Here is a 16,848-nt window from a genome sequence, read left to right as displayed (position 1 = left end):
GCATGAGCACGCGTCACACACCGTCCGGCCGGCCCGCCGTCGCCATCGTCGGCATGGCCGTCCTCTTCCCCGGCGCCCCGGACCTCGCGACGTACTGGCGCAATCTGACGTCCGGGACCGATGCGATCACCGAGGTCCCGTCCGGGCGCTGGGACCCCTCCTTCTACGACCCGGCGGCCGCAGGCAGCCGCTCGGACCGGGTGTACTGCCGCCGCGGCGGATTCGTCGACGAGCTGGCGGAGGTGGCGGCGACCCGGTTCGGGATCATGCCCAACTCGGTGCCCGGCACCGAACCGGAACAGCTCATCGCGCTGCACGTCGCCGCCGAGGCGATCGCCGACGCCGGTGGCGAGGAACGGCTGCCGGACCGGGACCGGATCGGGGTGATCCTGGGCCGGGGCGGCTATCTCTCCCCCGGGATGGCGCGGGGCACCCAGTCCGTCCAGACGTCCAACCAGTTGGTGCGCACTCTCTCGGAGCTGCTGCCCGAACTGGACGCCACACTGCTGGAGCGGGTCCGGCGGACGTACACGCGGCAGCTGGGACCGGACGAGCCCGAGCAGGCGATCAACCTGGTGCCCAATCTGACCGCCTCCCGGGTGGCCAACCGGCTCGACCTGCGCGGCCCGGCGTACACGGTGGACGCCGCCTGCGCGTCCTCGCTGGTCGCGGTCGACCAGGCGGTCGGCGAACTGGCCGCGGGCCGCTGCGACCTGGTGCTGACGGGCGGGGTCCACCACTGTCACGACATCACGCTGTGGTCCCTGTTCTCCCGGCTGCGCGCGATGTCGCCGAGCCAGCGGATCCGCCCCTTCCACCGGGACGCGGACGGTCTGCTGATCGGCGAGGGCACCGGCGTGGTGGCGCTCAAGCGCCTCTCCGACGCGCTGCGCGACGGCGACCGCGTCTACGCCGTCGTCCGCGGCACCGGCGTGGCCAGCGACGGCCGCAGCGGCAGCCTCGTCAACCCCGACCCCTCGGGCCAGGTGAAGGCGGTACGGGCGGCCTGGCGCGAGGCGGGCCTGGATCCCGCAGCGGCGGGGTCGGTCGGGCTCCTGGAGGCGCACGGCACCGCCACCCCCTCGGGCGACGCGGCCGAACTGGCCACCCTTGCCGAGGTGTTCGGCCCGCCCGACGACAGGGACCGGCCGGTGATCGGGTCGGTGAAGTCGATGATCGGGCACACCATGCCGGCCGCCGGAGTGGCCGGTCTCGTCAAGGCCGCGCTCGCGGTGCACCACGGCGTACTGCCGCCGACCCTCCACTGCGAGGAGCCGCACCCGGCCCTGGCCCGTACCCGCTTCCGGACGATCGCCGCGGCGCGGGAGTGGGAGTCCGGCGACGGGCGGACCCGGCGGGCGGGCGTCAACGCCTTCGGCTTCGGCGGCATCAACGCCCATGTGGTGCTCGAAGCGGTCCCCGGTCCGGAATGCCGTCCGGACCGCCCGGCGGTGGAGGTCCGCGAACCGGAACAGGTGCTGCGGCTGGCCGCCGGCACCCCGGAGGAGCTCGCCGCGCTGCTGGACGCCGAGGACGCCGCCGTCCGCGCACGGCGGTCCGCGCACGACGGACGCGTCCGGCTGGGCGTCCTCGCCCCGGACGCCCGGCGCCTCGCCCTGGCCCGCAAAGCGGTCGCCAAGGGCGGCCCGTGGCGGGGGCGCGGCGACGTCTGGTTCGCCCCGGAGCCGCTGCTCGGCGGCTCCACGGGCGGACGGCTGGCCTTCGTCTTCCCCGGCCTGGAGGCCGAGTTCCGGCCCCGGATCGGCGACGTCGTCGAACGGTTCGGCCTGTCGGCGCTGCTGCCCGCGGGGTTCGGCGGGTCCGGGGCCGATGTGGCGGACGTCGGACGGCACGGGGCCGGAGTCATCGCCGTGGGGCGGGTGCTGGACGCCGCACTGCGCCGGATGGGCATCGTGCCCGACGCGGTGGCGGGCCACAGCATCGGCGAGTGGACGGCCATGGCCACCGCCGGGCTGTACGCCGGGGACGCGGTCGACGAGTTCACCCGCTCCTTCGACCCGGACCAGGTGCGGGTGGCCGGGCTGTCCTTCGCCGCGCTGGGCGCACCCGCCGAGCAGGTCACCGCCGTGCTCGCCGACCGTCCCGATGTGGTGCTGTCGCACGACAACGCTCCGGAGCAGTCGATGGTCTGCGGTCCGCCCGGCCAGGTGAAGGACCTCGTGAGGCACTTCCGGGGACGCGGCGTCATCGGGCAGGTCCTGCCGTTCCGCTCGGGCTTCCACACCCCGATGCTGGCCCCCTACCTCGACCGGATCCGGCACTACGCGGGCCTGTTCGAGCTGCACCGGCCGAGCGTGCCCGTCTGGTCGGCGACCACCGCCGCGGAGTACCCCGGCACCGAGGACGGGATACGGGACCTCTTCGTACGCCACCTGCTGGAGCCCGTCCGCTTCCGCCCGCTGATCGAGGCCATGTACGCGGCCGGCTTCCGGGTCTTCGTCCAGGCCGGTACGGGCCAGGTGGGCTCGCTCGTCGAGAACACCCTGCGCGGCCTCCCCCACCTGGTGGTGCCGGCCAACTCCCCGCACCGGAACGGGACGGCGCAGCTGCTCCGGGTCGCCACGGCGCTGTGGACGGTCGGCGGCGGCCCGTCCACCCCGTCCACCGGGGTCCCGGCGGACGGGGGCGGCCACGCCCGCCGGATGCCGCCCTCGCGGCTGGACCTGGGCGGGAAGCTGGTGTCCCTGGACCGGGAGACGGTGGCCGCGGTGCGCTCGGCGCTCGCCGTCGGGAACTTGCCGGACGGTCTCGAGGCCCCGGACGGCTCCCCGCTGGTCGCCGAGCTTCAGGCCCTGCTGAAGGACACCGCCGAGGTGGCCGTCGCGGTGTCCCGCGCCACGGCCGCGCGTACGGTCCGCACCGTACTGCGGGTGTCCACGGACGCCATGCCGTACCTGCGCGACCACTGCTTCTTCGCACAGCGCCCCGGCTGGCCGGACGAGGCCGACCGGTGGCCGGTCGTCCCGGCCACGACCGTGGTGCACCACATGATGGAGCGTGCCGAACGGGCCCGGCCCGGGACGACCGCGGTGGCGGTGCGCGACGTGCGGCTGAACCGCTGGGTGGCCGCGGCACCCGCCGTCGACGTACCCGTGACCGTCGAGGCGCGCGGGGCCGGCCGGGCCGGTGTGACGTTCGGCGCGTACGCGCACGGTGAGGTGGAACTCGCCGACCGCTACCCCGGCGGTGCGCCCCGGCCCTGGCGGTGGGCGCCCGAGGAGGAACGGATCCCCGGGATCACGGCCGGGCAACTGTACCGGGACCGCTGGATGTTCCACGGCCCGGCGTTCCAGGGCGTCACCGAGCTGACGGCCATGGGCGACGCGCATGTGCGCGGCGTACTCACCGCACCGTCCGCGCCGGGTGCCCTGCTCGACAACGTGGGGCAGCTGCTCGGCTACTGGATCCTCACCACACTCACCGAGCGGACCCTGGTGTTCCCCGTCCGCCTGCGGCACATCCGGTTCTTCGGCCCGCACCCTTCGCCCGGCACCCGGGTCCAGTGCCTCATCAGGATCGTCTCGGTCACCGACGCCACCGTGGAGGCGGACGTGCAGTTGCTCGTGGACGGTCATGTCTGGGCGGAGATCGACGGCTGGCAGGACCACCGGTTCGACAGCCGCACGGACACCAAGGCGCAAGAACGTTTCCCCGGGCAGCACACCCTCTCCGCGGTGCAACCGGGCGGCTGGATGCTCCTGTTCGACGGGTGCCACGACCTCGCGTCCCGCGACCTCGTGATGCGACGGCACCTCGGCGCCGCCGAACGCGAGGACCACGAGCGGCGCCCGCCCTCCGGTCGCCGCCAGTGGCTGCTCGGCCGCATCGCGGCCAAGGACGCGGTCCGCCGGTGGCTGTGGCGGCACGGCGAGGGGCCGGTCTTCCCCGCCGAGATCCGGGTGGACAACGACGCGACGGGCCGGCCGCGGGCGACCGGTGTGCACGGCCGGGTCCTGCCCGCTCTCGACGTCTCGCTGGCGCACCGGGCCGAGGCCGCGGTCGCCCTGGCCCGGCCGCGCGGCACGGACGGGCGCCCGGCGCCGGTCGGCATCGACATCGAGGAGGTCACCCACCGGCCGCCCGGGACCCTGGCCGCCGCCCTCGACCCCGCCGAGCGCGAGCTCCTCGTCGCGCTGTGCTTCCGGACCGGTGAACCGCAGCCGCTGTGGTTCACCCGGTTCTGGGCGGCGAAGGAGGCGGTGGCCAAGGCCGAGGGCACCGGGCTGCGGGGGCGGCCGAAGGACTTCGCCGTCGCCGAGGCCCGGGCGGACCACCTGGTGGTGGCCGTGGGCGGCCGCCGGTACCCGGTGTGCTGCCGCACCGTCACCAACCCGCGGGGCCTGCCGGAGAGGGAGTACGTGGTCGCGTGGACCACGGGTCCGGCTCCCGGGGACACCCGGCCGGAAGACGAACGACAGGAGAGCCAGCAGTGAACAGCAGTCAGGCGGCGCCGGCCGCCGCGACCCCCGAGTCCGTGTTCGAGGAGGTGGGCGGCATGCTCCGCGCCGTCCTCGGCGAGTACGGGGACGTGGTGGACGCCGGGATCACCATGGACACCCGTTTCCACGACGACCTGGACCTGGAGAGCATCGACCTGGTCACCCTCGGCGGCCACCTCCAGGCGCGGTACGGGGAGGCGGTGAACTTCGCCGAGTACCTGGCCGGGCTCGGGCTGGAGGAGATCATCGGCCTGACGGTCGGACAGCTCGTCGAGCACATCACCGGCCGCCTGCGGGCCCCCGGGGAGCGGTGACCCATGGCCATGATCGACGCCAACGGCCTTGCGGTGCACGTGGCACGGATACCCGCGCGGACCACGACCGGCACGGCCCCGCCGCCCACCGTGGTGCTCATCCACGGGATGCTCATCGACAGTCTCATCAGCTACTACTTCACCCTGGCGCCCCGGTTCGCCGCCGCCGGACTCGACGTGATCATGTACGATCTGCGGGGGCAGGGCCTCAGCGAACGACCGCCGGCCGGCTACCGGCTGGAGGACCACCTCGACGACCTGCAGGCCCTCCTCGACCAGCTGGCCCCGGCGGGCCCCGTGCACCTGGTGGGCAACTCCTACGGCGGCACCATCGCGTTCGGCCACGCGGCGCGCCACCCCGGCCGGGTGGCCAGCGTCTCGATGATCGAGTCGGAGCCGGCCACCGTCGCCTGGTCCCGCAAGATGGCGGCCAACCTCGCGCGCGGGGCGGAGGAGCTCGCCCGCGACGGCCTCTTCGAGGAACTCACCGAGAAGCACGGCAAGCACGTGACCAAACGCGTCCGGTCGGCCGCCCGGCTGCTGCACTCCACCACCACGGTGCGGGACGTCCCCGCCAGCCGGGTCCTCGACGAGGACGCCGTCCGCGCGGTGGACTGCCCGGTGCTCGCCCTCTACGGGGCCGAGTCCGAACTCGCCGCGCAGGCGGACTGGTTGGGGTCACTGCTGCCGCACTGCCGCACCGTGGTGCTGCCGGACCAGGAGCACTGGGTCCTGGTCGGCGCCACGGAGACGGCCGGCGACCTGATCCTGGAGTGGATCCGCGCGCACACGCCCGTACCGGCGGCGGCCAGGACCACACCGCCGATGAGGGGGACGTGATCCGGTGAGCCGCTTCCTCTTCGTGGTGCCACCCCTGGCCGGGCACGTCAACCCCACGGTCGGCGTCGCCGCCGAACTGGTCCGGCGCGGGCACCAGGTGGCCTGGGCCGGGCTGCCGGAGGTCGTGGGACCGCTGGTGGGCGACGGCGCGACCGTGTTCCGGTGCTCCTCACCGGACCTGGCCGACCCCGCCCTGCTGCGGCCGCCCTCGCTCCGCGGCCCGGCGGCGCTGAAGTTCCTGTGGGAGCGGTTCCTCGGACCGCTCGCCGAGCACATGGCGCCCGGCGTACGCGCGGCCGTCGAAGAGTTCCGGCCGGACGTCCTGGTGGCCGACCAGCAGGCCGTCGCCGGCGGCCTCGTGGCCGAGCGGCTGGGGCTGGTGTGGGCCACCTCGGCGACCACCACGGCGGGCTTCACCTCGCTGTCCGGGCTGCCGAAGGTCGACTCCTGGATCGCCGGGCTGATCGGGGAGCTGCGACGGCGGATCGGCGACCCCTGGAGCACCACGGACCCCCGGCTGTCCGGCCGGCTGGTGCTGGCCTTCAGCACCGAGGCCCTGACCGGGCCGGTCCCGGCCGCCGGCGAACAGGTCCGGTTCGTCGGCCCGTCGATCGCCGCCCGGCCGGCCGCGGACGACTTCCCCTGGCACCGGCTCGACCCCCGGACGCCCACCGTGCTGATCACCCTCGGCACGGCCAACGCCGAGGTGGCGCCCCGCTTCCTCGCCGCGTGCGCCGAGGTGGTGCGCGGACGACCGGACCGGGCTCAGGCGGTGATCGTCGACCCGACGGGCACGGTGCCGGAGTTCGCCGACCGGGTGCTGGTCCGGCCGCGCGTTCCCCAACTGGCCCTGTTGGAACGGTGCGACGCGGTGATCTGCCACGGCGGGCACAACACCGTGTGCGAAGCGCTGTGGAACGGCCTCCCCCTGGTGGTCGCGCCCATCCGCGACGACCAGCCCGCCGTCGCCGCCCAGGTGACGAACGCCGGGGCGGGCGTACGGGTCCGGTTCAACCGGGCGACCGCCGACGTGGTGGGCGCGGCGCTGGACACCGTCCTCCGTGAACCCGGCTTCCGCGAGGCGGCCGGGAGGGTGCGCGCGTCGTTCCGCGCCGCAGGGGGCGCCGCGGCCGCGGCCGTGCACCTCGAAGCCCTGGCGGCGGGGACGAAGTGACCCGCCGGCCCGCAGGCCCTGCCGAACGGGAGGTACCACCCATGCCCTGACATGGCATGTTCCCGCCATCCCTTTTGCAGGGAAACAGACCCCTCACCACCATCCACGAGGATCCCCCATGCGCAACCTCCACAGAAGAGCGGCACTGGCACCAGTGCTGCTCACCTCTCTCTCACTCGCCCTGGCCGGCTGCTCACCATTCGGGAGCGGCTCCACCGACGCCTCGGACGAAACGGCGAACACCGCGGGAATCAGCGCTCCGCCCAACGACTTCGTCCTCGGGAAGACATCCCCCGGGGGAGCCGAACCCAGCGCGGTGGCCATTCCGGCGGGCGGCGGCGTCAAGGCGCGCAAGTCGGCGGTGAAGGTCGACTCGATCGACCCGAAGAGCGGGCGCGCCGTCATCTCCCAGACCCTCGCGCAGGCCACCCCGAGCGCGTCCGGCACGCCGGAGCAGTCGGCGACACCTGCGACGTCTACGGCGCCTGCAACGCCTGCAACGCCTGCGGCGAAGAACCCCGTCGCCGTGGGCGACATCGTCGCCAGCAAGCCCGTGCCCGGCGCGCCCCAGGGCCTCCTGGCCAAGGTCACGGAGGTGGGGAAGAAGACCTCGAAGGGCACCGAGGTCCGTACCACCCCGGTCGATCTCTCCACGGTCCTGGGCGACACCAAGGTCGAGAACAAACTGCCCGTCGACCCGTCCGGATTCACAGCCGATTCGCTCGTCCCGGGGGTGAAGGTCTCCTGGGCCAAGCGCGGCAACGTCCACGCCGGGCCCGAGGGCCTCAAGCTGCCCTTCGGCAGCCTGCGCGTGGATGTCGACACCTCTCTCGACACGGAGAAGAACGCGAAGGGGGACGGGGTGGAAAGCCCCACCAAGGCATCGTTCAAGGGCTTCGTCCAGCTCGCGCCCGAGGTCGATTTCTCTTACTACGGCCGCGGTTCCGGCGACGGCCCGTCGGGGGCCGGCCTGCGGCTGAGCGGTGACTGGTCCTCGGCCTTCCATTTCAAGGGGCGGACGGCTCCCACGATGAACGGCAAGCCGGTGCGGGTACCGTTCGTCGTCCTGCACGCCAACCCGACCTTCTACGTCGGTGAACTTCCTGTCACCGTCAACATCGACCTCACCTGCTACGTCCTGATCGACGCCGACGGCAAGGCGAGCCTGGACGTCCAACAGGACGCAGTGAAGGGCGACTTCGCCCTCGGTTCCGCGTTCGGCCTGCGCGAGGGCTGGCAGCCGGAGGCCAAGGCGAACTTCACTCCCGCGACGCTGAAGGCGAGCGCCTCGGCCGCGGTCAACGCGAAGGTCCGGTTCGGCACCGAGGCGAACCTCGGCCTCTACGGCAGCGTGGGCGTGAAGGGCGACGTGGCCGCGCCGTACGTGCGCACCGAGGTCAAGGGCAGGGCCGGCGGGTCGGCCGAGGGCAAGGCCGCGGCCGACGCCGACTGGAAGCTGTTCGCGGGAGTCGACCTGGAGGGATGGGTCATGCCGTACCTGAAGATCGGCGGCGTTCAGGCGCTCGCGGTGCGCCTGCCGATGCCCAAGGTGCAGCGTGAGGTGCAACTCGCACACGGCAAGGGAGCCATACAGATCCCCCAGCCGCGCACTCCGCAGGACGACGCGCCACCGGCCGACAAGAGCCAGTCCGGCGGCAGCGGGCCCCGGCGCCGCTGATACACCGACGCCCGGCCCGACTGAACGGCTCTTCACTCCTGACGGGCCGCCGTCGGGCCGACGCGTTCCATTTGGGTGCGCCCCAATGCCCTTTCATTAATTGCGGGTTTACCGCAACACCGCAGGTGACACCACATCTATTCGCCGTTTGCGTCGTGCAGTTGCATACCGAATGCGACATGCACAATCCATATGACGTAAAGTTTCGGCGAGTTGTCGCTCAAGAAACCGCCATTTACCGGCGATTGACGATCGCGACAGCACCCACCCTCCACGGTTCGAATCGGCGTGCACAGGTCCCGTCGTGCACACCGCAGAAAGGCATGCCCATGTTCCGAATACGGTTGCCGAGACCCGCCGCGCTGGTCGCGGCGTGCGGCATAGGCGCCTGTATCGCCACCGTCGCCGTACCGTCCGCCTACGCGGTCGCCCCCGCCTCGGCGGACAGCTGCACGGTCCGACCCGCGGACAAGAACTCCGAAGCGCCGCCGAGCTGTCTCGGCGTCACCGCCTCCCTCGGCCGCCTCCCCGCCATCGGCGAGCGGACCACCCTCACCGTGGCCGTCACGGCGCGGACCGACGTCAAGCGCGCCGGCCTCTCCCTCCAGCTGCCGCCCGCCCTCCGGATCGTCGACCGGGACCCGGCCCTCGCCGCGCCCACGAAGGACGCCTTCGGCCAGCGCACCAGCCGGACGCTGGCCCTCAGCCCGGGCACCCGCACCATCAAGCTCGAGGTCAAGGCCGTCGCCGCGGGCCCCGCCCAGGTCCAGGCGGACATCAGCGACATCGACCGCCCCGACCCGCGCCGCGCCGGTCACGCCTCGGTGGAACTGACCATCGGCAAGGCCAAGGGCTCCACCGCCAAGGGCATGTCCGTCACCAAGGCCGACGCGACCCCGGCCGACGGGCCCACGGCCGATGGACCCACGGCCGGCGGGCCCACGGCGAACGACCGCCCGGCACGCCCGGGGGCAGCCGCCCCGACCGCACCGAGCACTCCCCCACAGGCCGCCGCCCCCGGCAGGCCCTACGCCCCGGTCTGCGTCAGCGGCACGCTGCGCAACCGCTTCCAGTCCTCCGAGGGCGGCAGCTGGAACCGCAAGGCCGACCGGGACCTGCCGGTCAGCAACGCCAACGTCACCCTCTGGGGCAGGGCGACCGCGGGCGGCGGTACGCAGAAGCTCGCCACGGGTCTGACCGGCAACGGAGACGGCACGTTCAAGCTCTGCTACACGCCGAGCACGGCCGTCACCTCCCAGGTCTGGGCGGAGTTCCAGACCCAGGCCGGCAGCATGTGGTCGGTCGTCGACGGATACAACCGCCGCTACTCGACCACCTCGAACGCCCTGAGCAACGTCTCGGGCAACAACTCGGGCAACAAGAGCCTGGGCACCGTCTACGCCAACAGCGGCCAGAGCCGCGCCTGGCACGCCTTCGACACCCTCAACAAGCTCTGGTGGGACCGGGGCTCCATCAGCACCTGCTGGACGAGCAACCAGCGGGACGGCCGCTGCACCCCGATCACCGTCCAGTGGTATCCGGGCTCCCAGGACTGTACGTACTGGACGAACCGCGACGACAAGGTCCACCTCGCGGACAGCGACCCCGACTCCGGCCACACCACCGTCCACGAGGCCGGTCACTCCCTCATGGGCAAGCTCTACAACGGATGGTGGCCGAACGTCACCAACTGCTCGCCCCACTACGTCAACCGCACCTCCTCCACCACCTGCGGCTGGACCGAGGGCTATGCCGACGCCGTGGCGTTCCGCGCCTTCAAGGACACCGTCATGACGTGGGGCAACGGCAGCTCCACGAACCTCGCCAACGACCGCACCACACGCGGCATCGACTGGGGCGACGCCTGCGAGGCCCGGGTCGCCACCGCGCTGGTCGATCTGTGGTCCCAGGTCGACGGGGGCTGGACGAAGAGCAACACCATGATGTCCCGCGAGCGCCAGTCCACCTTCCGTGAGTACTTCCTCACCGACCGGCCCGCGTACGGCCTGGACACCGGCTCGAAGGCCCGCGCCATCCTCTACAACCACACCATCCAGTACTGATCCGCAAGAGAAGAAACCCCATGCACAGTTTCCGCAGATCAACCCGCATATCGACGCACACACACGCCGCCCCTGCGTCAAGGCGTAACAAGAAACTTCTGGCCACGACGGGCGCCGCCGCCCTCGCCGGCGGGCTCCTGCTGAGCATCTCCCCCCAGGCCGAGGCCGCCGTCACCGGCACGGTCACCGGCGGGCGAGGCAATTTCAGCACGGTCAACCAGCGCTCCCAGCCGTCCCTTTCGGCCGGCATCACCGGAAAATCGCGGGTCGGTGACCGCATCACGATGTCCTGCCGTACCACCGGCGACGTCGTCGAGAACAACTCCCGCTGGATCTATTCCGGCAAGTACTACATCGCCGACGCGTTCATCCGGGAGAACACCGGGAAGCTGCCGGTCTGCAACTCCACGGAGCCCACCGACCGGCCCACCACCGGCCGGAAAGCCCTCGACATCAGCATGCAGAAGCAGGTCAAGGACCAGTGGTGCTGGGACGCCACCGGCCTGACCATAGCCAACTACTGGGGATACACCCGCTACAACCAGTACGACTTCTGCCGCCTGGCCGCCCAGAACAACCGGCTGGACTGCAACAACCGCCCCGCCACCCTCGGCGACATGGCCAACGGCCTCCGCAACATGGGCTTCAGCAGCAGCGGCACCGACCTGTACCGCAACGCTTCCTTCGGCGAGACCCGGACCGAGATCGCGAACGGGCGCCCGTTCGCCGTCCGTATCGGCTGGAACTCCGGCGGCGGCCACATGAACCTCATCTACGGCTACGACAGCACCAGCAACATGATCGCGGTCGGCGACCCCTGGCCCACCACCAAGACGTACACCTGGTGGAACTACTCCAGCTACTCCAGGAACAACTCCTTCCAGTGGACCCACACGCGCATCGGCATGCGCGGCTAGAGGAAGACGACCCACCATGCACCGTATGACCCGACGCGCCGCCACCCTGTGTGCGGCCACCGCCGTCGCCACCCTCTGCGGAATCGTTTCTGCACAAGCCGCCGACGGCCCCACCGCCCCTGCGGCGACCGACTACACCGCGGCTCAGAAGGTGCTGCGCTCCGGCACGGTCCACGACACCGTCACCCGCTTCCTGACGGCTGTCGAGGGCCGCACCCCGGACGGCGGCGCGGACGGCGGCGCGGCCGGTGCCGCACCCGGCCCCGCGCAGGCACCCGGCGCCGCACCCGGCTTCGACCTCAAGAAGCCGGTCCCCTTCTACGAGCTCTCTCCCGAGTTCGTCGCCGGCAAGGCCAAGGTCACCGCCGGCGCGGCCCTGCGGCTGTCCTACCTCGCCTCCCGCGTCTCGGCCGCCAACGGCCGTCAGGCCGCCGTCCTGCTCGCCCCGGGACAAGGCGGCCAGGACGACCGTACCTGGCAACTGGCCGGCATCCGCGACGGCGACGCGGACATCAGCGCCGCCGAACGCGGCACGGACCGGGAGCGGACCTTCATGGAGCCGCAGATCCACGGCTGGTACCGGCTGACCGGCAGCGGCTCCGTCGAGCCGCTCAACGAGGAAGCCCGGACGGCCCTGCAAGGCAAGCCCCGCGTCCCGCTCGCGGCGTACCAGCAACTCGTCGCCAAGCGCTACGGCGACAAGCTGCCCGGCTCGGCCTACGACCGCAAGGGTCTCGCGGGCGGCTACGCCCTCGCCGAGGACCAGGCCGCCACCGCCCCTTCCCGCTCCTGGCTCCCGGCCGCCTCCGGCGCGGCAGCCCTGGCGGTGACGGGCGCGGCGGTCCTCCACCTGCGCCGCCGACGCCGCTCGGTCTGACCCCGCCACAGCCCGGCGCCCGGCGCCGTGGACCGGGCGCCGGGCTGTGTGGGCAAGCGGGCCGTGCCCCTGGCCGACCTGTGCGGGCCGGGGGCAGGCAGGAGCCGGCGTGGCCGGCCGGCTAGGACGCCCGGGTTTTCCGGCAGCTGCGCAGGGGGAACACGGCCCGGACGACCGTGCCACCGGTGACGGCGGTCCTGGCGCTGAACGTGCCGCCGTACGCTTCGCAGCGCCAGCGCATGCCCTGCATGCCGTACCCCTCGGTGGCTCTCGGCGGGGTCGGTCCGAGGCCGCGTCCGTCGTCGGTGACGGTGAGGCTGATGCCCTCGTCGCGACAGGTGAGGGCAAGGGTGATGTGCCGGGCGTCGGCGTGCTTGACCACGTTGGTGAGCGCTTCCTGGGCGACCCGGTAGACGGCGAGGTTCACGCCGTTCTCCCCTGTGCACGCATGGGGCCGGTCGCCCTGGACCTCCACGGCCACCACGAGCCCGTTCTCGGCGGCGACCTGACCGGCGAGGGAGGTGACCGACTCGGCGAGCCCCAGCCCCTGGACGGCCACCGGGCTCACCGTGGCGATGATGCGGCGCAGCGTGCCGGCCTGTTCGTCGAGCGTGCGGGACGCGTCCTCCATCGCCGCACGCAGCGCACCGGGGTCGTCCGATGCGCGGGCGGCGTCGAGCCGTCGTCGGGTCAGTGCCAGCAGCTGGAGGACTTCGTCGTGCAACTCGCCCGCGAGCAGGCCCGCGTGGTGCTCCTGCCGCTCCACCATGGCACTGGCGCGTCCCCGGCTGAGGACCACCTTCATCTCGGGCCAGGCCGGGACGGCGTACACCGATGCCGCGAGCAGGAACGCCATGGCCGCGTGGTCCGTCGGTGCGGAGTGGGCCAGTCTGTCCACGCTGAGGATCGTGAATCCGCAGCAGATCAAGATCAGCAGTCGGCGGGCCCGTCGCAGTCCGCAGGTCAGCAGCGCGAGGGCGCCGGTGGCCAGGGCGACGCTCGGGGTCGCGATCGACCGGGCCGGCAGCCGGTCGTCGGCGAGGAGGTTGGCCATGTAGGAGACGGCGCCCACCAGGCTCACCGCGACGCAGATGCCGCCGAGCGCGCTTGGTCCGGGTGGCGGGTGTGCCACGGCCGGCCGGGCGGTTCGGCTACACATCGGACGGGCGGTTCCGGCGGGCGTACGCCACGAGGTCGGCCCTGGTGACCAGGCCCAGCCGGGCGCGCAGAGCGGCCCTGACGCTCTCCACCGTGCGGACGCTGACCGTCAGCCGCGCGGCCACCTCACGGTTGGTGTGCCCCTCGGCGAGCAGGCCCAGGACCTGCCGCTCCCGCAGGGGCAGTTCCGTCTCCCGGCCCTGGTCGCGGGCCAGCCCGGCGCCGAGCGAGGGCTGTACGTACCGTCCTCCGGACGCCACCGTCCGTGCCGCGACGACCAGTTCGGACACGGGGCTGTTCTTCAGCAGATAGCCCGCGGCACCCGCGGCCAGGGCCCCGCAGATGATGGCGCGGTCCTCGTAGCAGCTCTGCACGAGAATTCCCATCCCCGGTGCGGCTGCGAGGAGTTCGGGAATGGCCTTGAGCGCCAGCCCCGACTCCAGCCTCACGTCCAGCATCAGCACATCGGGCTGCTGCCGGGAAACGATCTCCAACGCCTCGCGTTCGCAGGCGGCCTCCCCGACCACGACGAAGCCCTCAGGCTCCAGGAACGCCCGGGTTCCAGCTCGTACGGTCGGATGATCCTCGGCCAGGACCACTCGCACGGGACCCCCCATCTTCTGCCTAGCCTTTCGGGCGCGGGGAAAGCATGACCGCTTTGCCGTCCTAATGGATGCATTCACCTTCTGATGTAGTGGCCAATCTTGTCAACCGACGAAATTCCTGCAATGGACGGTCAAAAATTCAATTTCCTTGCGGCTAGCCCGCAGAAATCTTGCGGACTTCTACGGATTTCCCGCAGCGGGCGGGCCAATGGCGACCGTTTCGCCCGAATCACCCACCAGGCACTATCCATCCCGAAAAGCGCGAATTGCACTTCTTGACGGGAAAATATGCCGCCGGCGAAGAAAGATCAAGTGGATCTTCGGTTGAGATCCGGCTGTTCCGGACACGAATGCCTTTCGCCGGAAGAGAGCACACCAACCCTCGTCACTTCCGATCCCTCAGGCCCACCTAACGCGAGCACATGGCTCCCCATCAAAAACACATCGCGGTAGCGCGGTCCGGAGGAATTCCGGGCTGTTCTTCATCGGCGTCCGGGCGTCTCAGGGCGGTGTCCTCGACAGGAAGACGCACTCGGTTCATGTTCGTGAGCCCCCCCTGCACGCGGGCGTCAAAGTGCTCACGGACCCGTGCCACGAGCCTGATTGGTGACCACTCCGAAGGAGCTCAGTGGGCCCTGTAGCGGGTGGCGAGCGCGTGGAACGCTTGCTTCGGTTCCCAGGGCATGTCGGGGTAGGCGCGCTTGTCGGCGGGATAGCCGCTGTGCTCGTCCAGGACTTTGACGATGCCGTAGGAGGCGAGGTCCTCGTCCGGTCCGGACGTCCGGTGAGGTGTGCTGAAACCGGCGAAGCTGAACCAGAAGACGGAATCGACGCCCTCCCCCTCGAAGACGGTCATGAGATCGTCGAGGTAGCGGACCTGCTCGCCCTCGTCGCGCACCAGGCCGGGTTTGAGGGTGACGCCGTCGGCCGCCCTCGCCATGTACCAGCCGGCGCCGCCGTGCTCTCCCGCTCCCCGGTAGGTGCAGCAGCCGGCCTCCATGATGGCGACGGGCTTGCCGTGGCCGCATTCCTCGCGCAGGTCGGTGCGGTAGGTCGCCGCATTGCGCAGGCTACGGAAGGCGTCCAGGCCGACGATGTCGAACGGGGCCCAGTCCACGCCGTCCAGAGGGCAGGAGGCGTAGCTCACGCGGCCGCCGAAGAGGGGCCGCACGGTGTCGACGGCCTCCCCCAGGAAGGCGTTGACCTTGCCGGGGATGCCCTGGAGCGCGGCTTCACGGCCGGGCCCCGCCAGGACCGGAATGCGCTCGTTCAGTGTGTCCCCGGGCAGGTATCCGCGGGCGAACACGCTGAGTTCGCAGCCGGCGACGAGGACGACCTCGGCGCCGTCGCGCCGCAGTCGCTCCGCCCGCTCGGCGCAGTCGGTGAACAGCGGCAGCATCTCGGCGTTCGACAGCTCGCAGGGAAACGGCGAGAACCAGACCTCCAGGCCCGCCTCCGCCGCGTACCGCGCCGTGGTCTCGATACGGTCCGGATCGCCCCCGGTTATACGGACAGCGGTGCAGTGCAGGTCCTCCGCGACGACACGCATGTCCCGTTCGGCGTCCCGAACGTCGAAGACGGGGCGCGACGTGTCGCCGTTGGGAAAGGTGCCGGTGTCGTAATGGATGCCCTTGCCGCGCAACATGACGGACGCCTCCGGTGGGGTGACTGTGTCTGCCGTACGGCGTCATCGTCCAAGTTGCCGCTGCGTCAGTGTCAAGGTCGCACCGCGGCCGCGGCCGCAGTCCACACCCGCATACCCTCCGAGGAAAGGGTGGCTGAAAGGTGCGCCTTAACGTTCCTTCTGACCCGGTGTCAGGATGAGGCGCATGACGGCCGCCTGGAGACGCTACGGGCTGGATGAGCTGGCCCGGCAGTACTCGCCCAGCTCCCGCGCTCCTGATATGCAGTACTGCCTGTCCGAATACGCGAAGCGCAGTGAGTCCGCGCGTCGGCTGCTCGACGTGCACGAGGCCGTGGCCTACGGCCCGGCGCCGGAGCAGCGGTTCGATTACTTCCCGGCCGAGCGCCCGGGCGCGCCCCTGCACGTGTTCGTACATGGCGGCTACTGGCAGGAGCTCGGCCGTGCCGAGTCCTCGTTCGCCGCGATCGGCATGGTCGCGGCCGGGGCCGCGTTCATCGCGCTGGGGTACCCACTGGCACCCGGCTACTCCCTGCCTGCCATCACGGCCATGGTCGGGGAGGGCATTCGGTGGCTGTGCGGCCATGCCCCGCAGTTGCCGGGCGCTCCCGGAAGGATCCATCTCAGCGGCCACTGCGCCGGCGCCCAGCTGGTGGCTCATGCCTTGGCCGACACCGGGGCATGGCAGCGCAGCGGAATCGATCCGCTGGCAGCCGTCGGCAGTGCGACCTTGCTCGGCGGCGTGTACGACCTGGAACCGCTGGTCGGGACGTACATCAACGAGCCACTTGGCCTGGACGGGCCGACGGCCCGCGCATGCAGCCCACAGCACGGCCCCCTGGTCCGGATGCCGCCTCTCCTCGTGGGCCGGGGCGAGAGCGAGACCGACGAGTACGCCCGCCAGCACCGGGAGTTCGTCGCGCGAGCCCGTTCCTGCGGCACCGACGTGACCGACCTGGTGGTGGCCGGACGCCATCACTTCGATCTTCCCCTGGACTTGGGGCGGGGCGCGACGGAGCTCGGTGCCGGGGTATTGCGGCTGATGGGCCTGAGGCCGGAGACAGAAGGGTGAGTCATACCGTGGCGCGTGTCCATGTCCGTGGAGCAGAGCTGGCATATG

At 71.7% G+C, this 16,848-nt stretch carries 12 protein-coding genes; 9 read left to right on the top strand and 3 right to left on the bottom strand.

The window, feature by feature from the left end; translation table 11 throughout:
• Positions 1 to 2: 2 nt before the first annotated feature.
• The 8 genes from ACFYZR_RS23740 (at position 3) to ACFYZR_RS23705 (ending at position 12,323) form a co-directional block, all read left to right on the top strand.
• Positions 3 to 4,454, top strand: coding sequence for a beta-ketoacyl synthase N-terminal-like domain-containing protein (locus tag ACFYZR_RS23740; RefSeq protein WP_391913405.1), 4,452 nt, complete (start codon positions 3 to 5; stop codon positions 4,452 to 4,454).
• Positions 4,451 to 4,774 (top strand): acyl carrier protein, encoded by a 324-nt coding sequence (locus ACFYZR_RS23735; protein WP_391913403.1) that lies wholly within the window; start codon positions 4,451 to 4,453, stop codon positions 4,772 to 4,774. The genes ACFYZR_RS23740 and ACFYZR_RS23735 overlap by 4 nt, the downstream gene beginning before the upstream one ends.
• A 3-nt stretch (positions 4,775 to 4,777) precedes the next feature.
• Positions 4,778 to 5,614 carry an alpha/beta fold hydrolase gene (locus ACFYZR_RS23730; RefSeq protein WP_391913400.1) on the top strand — a complete coding sequence of 279 codons (837 nt, stop codon included), beginning with the start codon at positions 4,778 to 4,780 and terminating at the stop codon, positions 5,612 to 5,614.
• Positions 5,615 to 5,618: 4 nt separating this feature from the next.
• Positions 5,619 to 6,788, top strand: a complete 1,170-nt coding sequence (locus tag ACFYZR_RS23725; RefSeq protein ID WP_391913398.1) for a glycosyltransferase — start codon at positions 5,619 to 5,621, stop codon at positions 6,786 to 6,788.
• A gap of 118 nt (positions 6,789 to 6,906) precedes the next feature.
• The gene (locus tag ACFYZR_RS23720; RefSeq protein ID WP_391913396.1) at positions 6,907 to 8,466 is read left to right on the top strand and encodes a hypothetical protein; all 1,560 of its coding nucleotides are present in this window, start codon (positions 6,907 to 6,909) and stop codon (positions 8,464 to 8,466) included.
• Positions 8,467 to 8,795: 329 nt separating this feature from the next.
• Positions 8,796 to 10,529 carry a mycolysin gene (locus ACFYZR_RS23715; RefSeq protein ID WP_391913394.1) on the top strand — a complete coding sequence of 578 codons (1,734 nt, stop codon included), beginning with the start codon at positions 8,796 to 8,798 and terminating at the stop codon, positions 10,527 to 10,529.
• 20 nt (positions 10,530 to 10,549) lie between these two features.
• Entirely contained in the window at positions 10,550 to 11,446 is an 897-nt protein-coding gene (locus tag ACFYZR_RS23710; RefSeq protein WP_391913392.1) for a papain-like cysteine protease family protein, read from the top strand.
• 25 nt (positions 11,447 to 11,471) lie between these two features.
• On the top strand, positions 11,472 to 12,323 hold the full coding sequence (locus ACFYZR_RS23705; RefSeq protein WP_391913390.1) for a hypothetical protein: 852 nt from the start codon (positions 11,472 to 11,474) through the stop codon (positions 12,321 to 12,323).
• Between the two features lie 121 nt (positions 12,324 to 12,444).
• On the opposite strand, the gene ACFYZR_RS23700 is transcribed toward ACFYZR_RS23705, so the two are convergent.
• From ACFYZR_RS23700 to ACFYZR_RS23690, 3 genes are all read right to left on the bottom strand, one after another.
• Entirely contained in the window at positions 12,445 to 13,404 is a 960-nt protein-coding gene (locus ACFYZR_RS23700) for a sensor histidine kinase (protein ID WP_391913388.1), read from the bottom strand.
• Between the two features lie 70 nt (positions 13,405 to 13,474).
• Positions 13,475 to 14,086, bottom strand: coding sequence for a response regulator (locus ACFYZR_RS23695; RefSeq protein WP_391913386.1), 612 nt, complete (start codon positions 14,084 to 14,086; stop codon positions 13,475 to 13,477).
• 625 nt (positions 14,087 to 14,711) lie between these two features.
• Positions 14,712 to 15,731, bottom strand: a complete 1,020-nt coding sequence (locus ACFYZR_RS23690) for a hypothetical protein (RefSeq protein ID WP_391913384.1) — start codon at positions 15,729 to 15,731, stop codon at positions 14,712 to 14,714.
• Positions 15,732 to 15,906: 175 nt separating this feature from the next.
• Between ACFYZR_RS23690 and ACFYZR_RS23685 the strand changes: the two genes are divergently transcribed.
• The gene (locus ACFYZR_RS23685; protein ID WP_391913382.1) at positions 15,907 to 16,800 is read left to right on the top strand and encodes an alpha/beta hydrolase; all 894 of its coding nucleotides are present in this window, start codon (positions 15,907 to 15,909) and stop codon (positions 16,798 to 16,800) included.
• Positions 16,801 to 16,848: the final 48 nt, after the last annotated feature.

Origin of the sequence: Streptomyces sp. NPDC001678 (assembly GCF_042892945.1) — a bacterium.
Classification (GTDB): domain Bacteria; phylum Actinomycetota; class Actinomycetes; order Streptomycetales; family Streptomycetaceae; genus Streptomyces.
The sequence above is the reverse complement of the archived record's forward strand: the minus strand, read 5'-3'. Positions and strand labels throughout refer to the sequence as shown.